Source organism: Halomonas salipaludis (assembly GCF_002286975.1).
Lineage (GTDB): Bacteria > Pseudomonadota > Gammaproteobacteria > Pseudomonadales > Halomonadaceae > Franzmannia > Franzmannia salipaludis.
Genome location: NZ_NSKB01000007.1, coordinates 366,090 through 372,698 on the forward strand (window position 1 = coordinate 366,090; position 6,609 = coordinate 372,698).

A 6,609-nucleotide genomic window follows, 5' to 3' on the forward strand; every position below is an offset into this window, starting at 1 on the left:
CCGGTGATTGTTCGTTAGCAACCGAAGGATAACCAGTGTCGAAATAAAGCTCAATAATATCTATTCGTATTTGTATTCCGCTGTTTTGCTGCTTACTCCTCTCGCTAGCGAAAGGGCGGGGTTAGCGATTGACCAAAATGGCGTTCAGCGCCACCGGCACCTCGTCGCCGATGCGCTGATAGCCGAGCAGGCTAAGCACGCTGCGCAGCGTGGAATTGGCCATTATCTCCTGGCCGTCCAGTGCCACCGGCTCGGCGGTGGTCACGCGCACCGTGTTGAGATCCTCGCGGGTGAAGCGCAGGTCCACCGGCTCCTGCTGGAGATTGCCGTCGGCGCGCACGCTGAAGGTCAGTGTCTCGACCATTGATTCGCCGATGTCGAGGGCATCGAGGCGCTCCGGCGGCAGCTGCGTATTCAGGGTCGCCAGCGGCATGTCGGTGATGCCGGAAAGCCACGGCGGCAGCGGCCCCAGCCGGTCCAGCGCGTCGGTCTGGTTGAGGCGCAGCGGCAGCGTCAGGATGCCATCCTCAGAAATATCGCCGCGCAGCTCGCGCACGCGGTGCTGATGCTCCACCGGGCCGTTATCGGTCAACTCGAAGATGGTCGCCTCGACCTGCGAGCGCTCGGGGTCGAGCTGCCAGTCGGCATGGGCGGGCAGGGCGGTGAGCAGGGCAAACAGGGCAAGATAGGCTTTCACATGAGTCTCCCGGTCAATGACACAGCAGAGACACGCCGCCGCGAGAAAAGTGCCCCATTCCAGCAATCCGCGCGCGGCTACGCTGGCCTCACCCATCAGCATTCGCTATCATACGCCCGCGCTTACGCGCTCCTCCCGATGGGCCTATAGCTCAGTTGGTTAGAGCAGGGGACTCATAATCCCTTGGTCGCTGGTTCGAGTCCAGCTGGGCCCACCAATGACTGCTTCCATATCGTACCTCCCATGGCTCAGCTTTCTCCCAACACCCAGGAAATTCTGGACTGCCTGCGCGCTACCGCTGCCGAGACCCTTGAGCGAAAGCGACGTCTTGGCCACTATGCGGTCATCTGGCAGGACGGAAAGCCTGTACTGATTGGCGAAGATGCCCCCGAGCAGCCTCAGTGCCAGCCTGCAGACGAACAGAAACCGAATTGATGCTGCGCCGCGGCGCCTGAACTTCTCGGCCCACCGGGCCTCTTCGTGGCTACCCCCTCACTGTGTATGATGGCCCCTACTCATCACCGAGACTTGGCAGCGGGCCTTTGCGTCCTTAGGCTGCTTAACAACAACACTCTCCTCTCCCCGAAGCGCACCTTGGGGGGTTACTTTTTTCGGGTATCCGGATTGGATGGTTGATGGTTGTTATCTTCAGACAGCAGCCACTCTCCCATGCCGCTATCCTCTAGAGCGTATACTCCGCGTCCCGAGCGCCACACCAGCCCCTTCTCACGCAGTGATTCCAGCCCGCGCTGAATCGTTGACGGTGCCGGTTTGCTCTTGCGCCCGGCACGGGCCTGTATCTCCTTGAGCGTGTCCTGGGTGAAGGGCGTAAAGGGTCGTTTATCGGCTGATGCTCGGGCCAGGACGAACAGGATCGCCTGCTGAAGGCCCGGCAGCTGGTCGAAATCAGACTGGAAAATGGCCAAGTAGTCCGCCTGAACCGCTTCGGCTCCCTGCTGCAGCAGCTTGCCCAGATCAGACGCCTGTCCAAGCTCCAATGCGACACGCTTGATAACGTCCCAGAGCAGCTCGGGGCGATGCCCCATGCGCTCGAAGGCCTGCGCGACATCGGTCACTTTGAAGGTGTTACCCGGCGCAAGCTTGGCGTTGACGTGCTGGGTGAACGCCTCGACAAAGTCGCTACTCAACAGTGGGAAGGGAGTGACGGTGTTGCCGAAGAAGGGTTGGTCCCGGCTCAGCACGAGTTGTGCCAGCTTGTCCCGGCTGCTCCCAGTGAAGACCAGGCGCAGGCCGGGTTGCTCAACGCCCAGAGTTAGCGCATCTCGGGCAGCCTTGAGCGCGAACATGGTGTTCATGCCCAGCTCGCTGCTTAGTGCGTGCTGCGCCTCGTCGACGAACAGGACCACCAGGCGCCCCGATGCCTCATGCAGTGCCTGGAGGGCCTCTGCCAGCGTGGCTTTGTCGGGCAGCGCCGGCTGTGAGAGATCCCAGGTCAGCGTCTGATGTAGGCTAACGGAATCAACGCCGGCCGCGCTTAACAGCTTCTTGATACGCGGCGCGTAGGCCTGCAACTTGGCCATGATGGCGCGCTCGATCAGCAAGCCAGGGTCAATATGCCGATTTGTCCAGAGATCGACGTAGACCACTTCCCAGCCCCGTTGCTCGCAAGCAGGCATAAGGTCCTGGCGCAGGAAGGTACTCTTGCCGGTGCGACGCGGCGCGGCTAGGAACAGCCCCCCGCTGTAGTCGATCAGGCCCTCGCCGGTGAGGCCGGCCATGATCGATTCTGCCAGCGCGGGCCGATGGAAGACAAAGGATCCAGGAACCATGGAATACGCCTCTTTACGCATGTATGCGTAAAATTATACACAACAGTGTTGAGTGGGGGTAATGTAGGCCCACGAAGCGGCTAACACGTTGTCGCCGGCGTCCCATGGACGATGCAGAGGCCTAAGTCGCCTGCTACTTGTATCCATGACGCGCTAGGCTGTTACGCATAATTACGCCAAGCGGTAGTTTGGTCAGAACCATCAGTATGTCATGGCGCTGCACACCGACACGGACAGCCCCCACGTCCACCTAACGATGAGGAGCCTGGGCTATGACGGCCGTCGATTGAACGTGAAGAAGGGCGACCCACAGAAGTGGCGAGAGGCCTTTGCGGCGGAGCTGGAGTGCCAAGGGGTAGAGGCCACGCCGCGTGCCACCCGTGGGGTGATCAAGAGGGGTGTCAGCCAAGTGGTGCACCACATTCGAGAGAAAGGTCTGACGCCACAGGTGGATCAGGCGAAGATTCAGCAGGTTGTCGAGGACTTCCGCGATCAGTGGGCTGGCAAGGCACCGAAGCCACGCCCCTGGGAGGATCGTATCAAGGAGCATCAGACCTATGTCCGCAAGGCCTGGCTGATGGCGGCGAAGGAACTCAACCAGAGCCACGACCCGGACGATCAGGAGCTAGCCAAGCGCATCGTGGCTTTTGTGGGTTCCATGCCGTCGATGAAGACCGAGCGCCACGAGCTCCAGGAGAGGGTCGTGGCACGGCTACAGCGGGGTGCTCAAAAACGCCAGGGGAGAGAGAAGGGCAAAGATCAGGATCATCAAGACGAACGGTAATATGGAGCGGTAGAACGACTGTTCCTGAATCGAGTCACTGGACCAGCTAGGTGGGATAGCTGGGTTGATAACGTAAAGAAGACTGGGTAAGCTGAGGCTAAGCCTAGCAACTTAGGCCCTTGTGGCCTACGAGGCATGAGTCATGCCTTGCAATGAAACGGTGAACAGCTCGAGGTTTCGCTGGCATCTTCTTTGGAGCCCAGCCGAAGTCTCGGCTGAACTCCAAAGAAGATGCCAGCGCGCTTAGGTAGGCTATGTCAAAAATCACAGATAGCACTTACTATAGAGCTATTTCGCCTATAAAAAATGCAGTGAATAAGGGCCGAGTGATACCGTTAGGTGGTACTCCTCGGCTCTTTTTTTTGTGCGGAGCAAATGGTCATGATGGAAATGTGTCTTATAGGAGGAAGCAAGTAAACGACTTTTTATTAAAAAATGTAGAGAATGCCCAAGTCATAATAGCGGAAAAATTCTTTGATGAATATAGAAGAAATAGCAGAGAGAAGAATGCTTTAGACTTTGAGCATGTTTTAACTAAGATGTCTGAAAAAGTAATAATAATAATGGAAAGCCCAAGTGCAATATGTGAGCTTGGCGCGTTTGCACATCATGAGCTTCGGCACAAACTGATTGTTATTAATGACTCTAGTTTTAAAGACTCGCCATCTTTTATAAATACAGGCCCTTTAGAAGCTGTTCGAGAGTGCTCGGATGAAAATAGAGTACTCTGGTATAAAATGTACCATGGAGATGTTGAAGGTAAAGATGGAGTTGCCGCTGTTTTTCATGATCTCAATAGTTTGGTTGAAAACCCCTCAGTGGCTAGTAAAAGAATTCCTTGTGAAGATCTTGATCCTTCTAATGCGATCACAGCGAAAACGGTGTTGTTCGTTCATGACCTAATTTTTATGATGAGAGAGGTTAAGTACAAGAGCCTGATTGATGCTGTTAAGATAGTGTTTGGCGAAAATAAAAAATATGACAATGTCAAAAAAATACTTACAATTCTTATTTCATTGGGTTTTATAGCCTACGAAGATCGTTTTTCAAAGATAAAGAGCATGCGCGGCAAGGCCTTTTTTAGATATTCGGATGATGACGGAGTTATGAGAAAAGGGTTCTTTCTTGATGGCTTGAAACAAAGAATGAGAGCTTGATTGTTATGTCAATCATTTCTGAGGTGAGCCGAGAACTCGACATGGTAGAGGATTCCTTTAGGGAGCAAATACGTCTTGCCCGTGGTAAGATAAAGCATATTAAAATAAAGAAGAAAAATGGTAAAGGTTTTAGGAGGATTGTAATTCCTCCTTGGGAGTTTAAGATTGTTCAGTACTGGACCATTTTAAACTATTTAAGGAATGTTAAGATTCATCGTTCAGCAACTGCTTTTCATGAAGGCGCATCCATTCGTACCAATGCCCTTTGTCATCGAAAAGGGAATTATTTTGTTAAGATGGATCTTTCTGATTTTTTCCCCTCTGTTGGGGTGGATGACTTTAAGAATGCATTGTATAAATATCATCCGGAATTTATCTGGCTCGAAAAGGAGCTTTCTGATAGTGAGTTTTTAGAGTCTATGTTCCACAAAGGTGTTTGTGCGATAGGCTTTCCCGCTTCACCATATATAGCCAATATATGCATGATTGAGATTGATGAGCTTATTGAGAGCAAGCTGAAAAATAACGTGGAGAGGTTTGGAAGATTTTCTTACACTAGATATGCTGATGATTTAACTATATCTATTGAAAGGAAAGGGTTTAAGAGGGAAGTGGAAGGAGTGGTGTATGAAGCAGTAAGAGAAGCATCTTTAAAAAATATTAAGGTTAATAAGGAGAAGACGAAGTACGGAAGCAAAAGTGGTGGGTCTGCGTTTGTTACTGGGATGAGAATTTGTAAGGATGGCCATATAACACTGCATAGGAAGTACAAGGATCATGTAAGACTATTGCTTTCCCTTTATAGCAAGGGAAAGTTGAAGCCTGAAGATAAGGGTAAGCTTTTGGGGCATCTGAATTATTGTAAATCCTCAGATCCTGAGTTTTACAATAAGCTCGTCCTTAAGTACTTTCAGTCCATTGAAAAATTAAAAAACTCTAATGGTTAATTTTTCCTTTTGTCCTGTTTGTTGACGGGAGTTAAAAAATAACTCCCGCCTTTAGTGCACTGTGTGCGTTATGTTGTGTTAGACCCAAAAGCGTCGGCAGCGAGAAGTGTAATGACCCCCTGGTTTCTGCACACCCTACGCCGCTAATAATGGATGTGCTCGGGGTGCCACATAGCCCAACGACTGATGTGGCCGCTCTTCGTTGTAGTACTGGATCCAGCGGCCGATTACCGCTCGGGCCTGGCCCAACGATTCGAACCGATGCTGCCAGATGCATTCTTCCTTCAATGATCGGAAGAAGCGCTCGACCAGCCCGTTTTGCTCCGGGGTGTATGGTGTCGTGAACTCCTGGGTAAGCCCGTAGGCCTTCACCGTCGCCGTATAGTGCCGACTGCTGAAGACCAGGCCATTATCTGAGCGCAGCGCCAGTGACTGATGAATGCGCCCTAACGCGCCGAATCGATGCACCAGAGCTTCTTCCAGCGCGGCTTCGGCGGTCTTGCTGCTGCCATTGTCCGATAATCGCCAGCCAAGGATCTCACGCGTGCAGCAGTCGATAATCACCGCCAGGCTGGCACGTCGATCCTTGCCGCACCATACATGGGTCAAATCAGTCGCCCAACGCTCGTCCGGACGTGAGGCGACGGATGGGAGACTTCGGGCACGAGGTCTGAAGCCCTGCGGGCGTTTACGTACCTGCCAACCCTTTAGCTGGAGGATGCGCTGGATCGGCTTACGGTTCTCACCCAGGACACAGGCCAGACGCCGGTAGCCATAGGTGGGAAACCGCTCCAGAGCCAGCTTCACACGCATGGCCAGGTCATGATTGATGACACGCTGACGAACCTTGGGCTTGTAGTAAACCGTCCGGCGTGGAAGGTTCAGCCACTGGCATAGCTTGGAAAGTGATACCACATGCCCTTCCTGGGCCAGTTCCGCCTGCAGCGACCTCACGAGTTCTCGTCCTCGTCGAGCAGGCGCTTGATATAGAGCGACAATTACTCTGGCCGGCCGACGACAACTATTGTGGCCGGTTGCCCTAAGCTTGACCGCTTGTCCCGACCCACCAGGGAGCCGGTATGGCGGTCACCAGCCAACAGGTCACGCTCTATATGTCGCAACGCCAACAAGGCCAGACCCAGGAGGTCGCCGCCGCCAAGGCCGGCCTCTCCGTCAGAACCGCTCGCCGCCTCGAACGCCGGGCCGAGTCCTCTGAGCTGCCGGCACCACGGCA

5 protein-coding genes, 1 tRNA gene and 1 pseudogene are annotated in these 6,609 nt (G+C 53.6%); 4 read left to right on the forward strand and 3 right to left on the reverse strand.

Translation table 11 applies throughout. The annotated features are described in order from the left end of the window. Positions 1-121: 121 nt before the first annotated feature. Positions 122-697: a hypothetical protein gene (locus CK498_RS19500; protein ID WP_095622519.1), complete on the reverse strand. Its 576-nt coding sequence runs from the start codon at positions 695-697 to the stop codon at positions 122-124. Between the two features lie 140 nt (positions 698-837). On the opposite strand from CK498_RS19500, the gene CK498_RS19505 reads away from it, so the two are divergent. Continuing rightward, positions 838-914: transfer RNA gene (locus CK498_RS19505), tRNA-Ile, on the forward strand. A 385-nt stretch (positions 915-1,299) separates the two neighbouring features. On the opposite strand, the gene CK498_RS19510 is transcribed toward CK498_RS19505, so the two are convergent. Beyond that, complete coding sequence (locus tag CK498_RS19510; protein ID WP_095622520.1) at positions 1,300-2,487, reverse strand: ATP-binding protein; 1,188 nt, start codon at positions 2,485-2,487, stop codon at positions 1,300-1,302. A gap of 202 nt (positions 2,488-2,689) precedes the next feature. Between CK498_RS19510 and CK498_RS19515 the strand changes: the two are divergent. The 3 genes and pseudogenes from CK498_RS19515 to CK498_RS19530 all read left to right on the forward strand — a co-directional run. Next, positions 2,690-3,271 (forward strand): annotated as a pseudogene (locus CK498_RS19515) (relaxase/mobilization nuclease domain-containing protein); the annotation flags it as partial. A gap of 254 nt (positions 3,272-3,525) precedes the next feature. Further along, positions 3,526-4,428: a retron St85 family effector protein gene (locus CK498_RS25900; protein ID WP_141246981.1), complete on the forward strand. Its 903-nt coding sequence runs from the start codon at positions 3,526-3,528 to the stop codon at positions 4,426-4,428. Between the two features lie 5 nt (positions 4,429-4,433). After that, positions 4,434-5,375, forward strand: coding sequence for a retron St85 family RNA-directed DNA polymerase (locus tag CK498_RS19530; protein WP_095622523.1), 942 nt, complete (start codon positions 4,434-4,436; stop codon positions 5,373-5,375). Between the two features lie 135 nt (positions 5,376-5,510). Here CK498_RS19530 and CK498_RS19535 read toward each other — a convergent pair whose 3' ends face one another. Beyond that, positions 5,511-6,329 carry an IS3 family transposase gene (locus CK498_RS19535; protein WP_176475845.1) on the reverse strand — a complete coding sequence of 273 codons (819 nt, stop codon included), beginning with the start codon at positions 6,327-6,329 and terminating at the stop codon, positions 5,511-5,513. Positions 6,330-6,609: the final 280 nt, after the last annotated feature.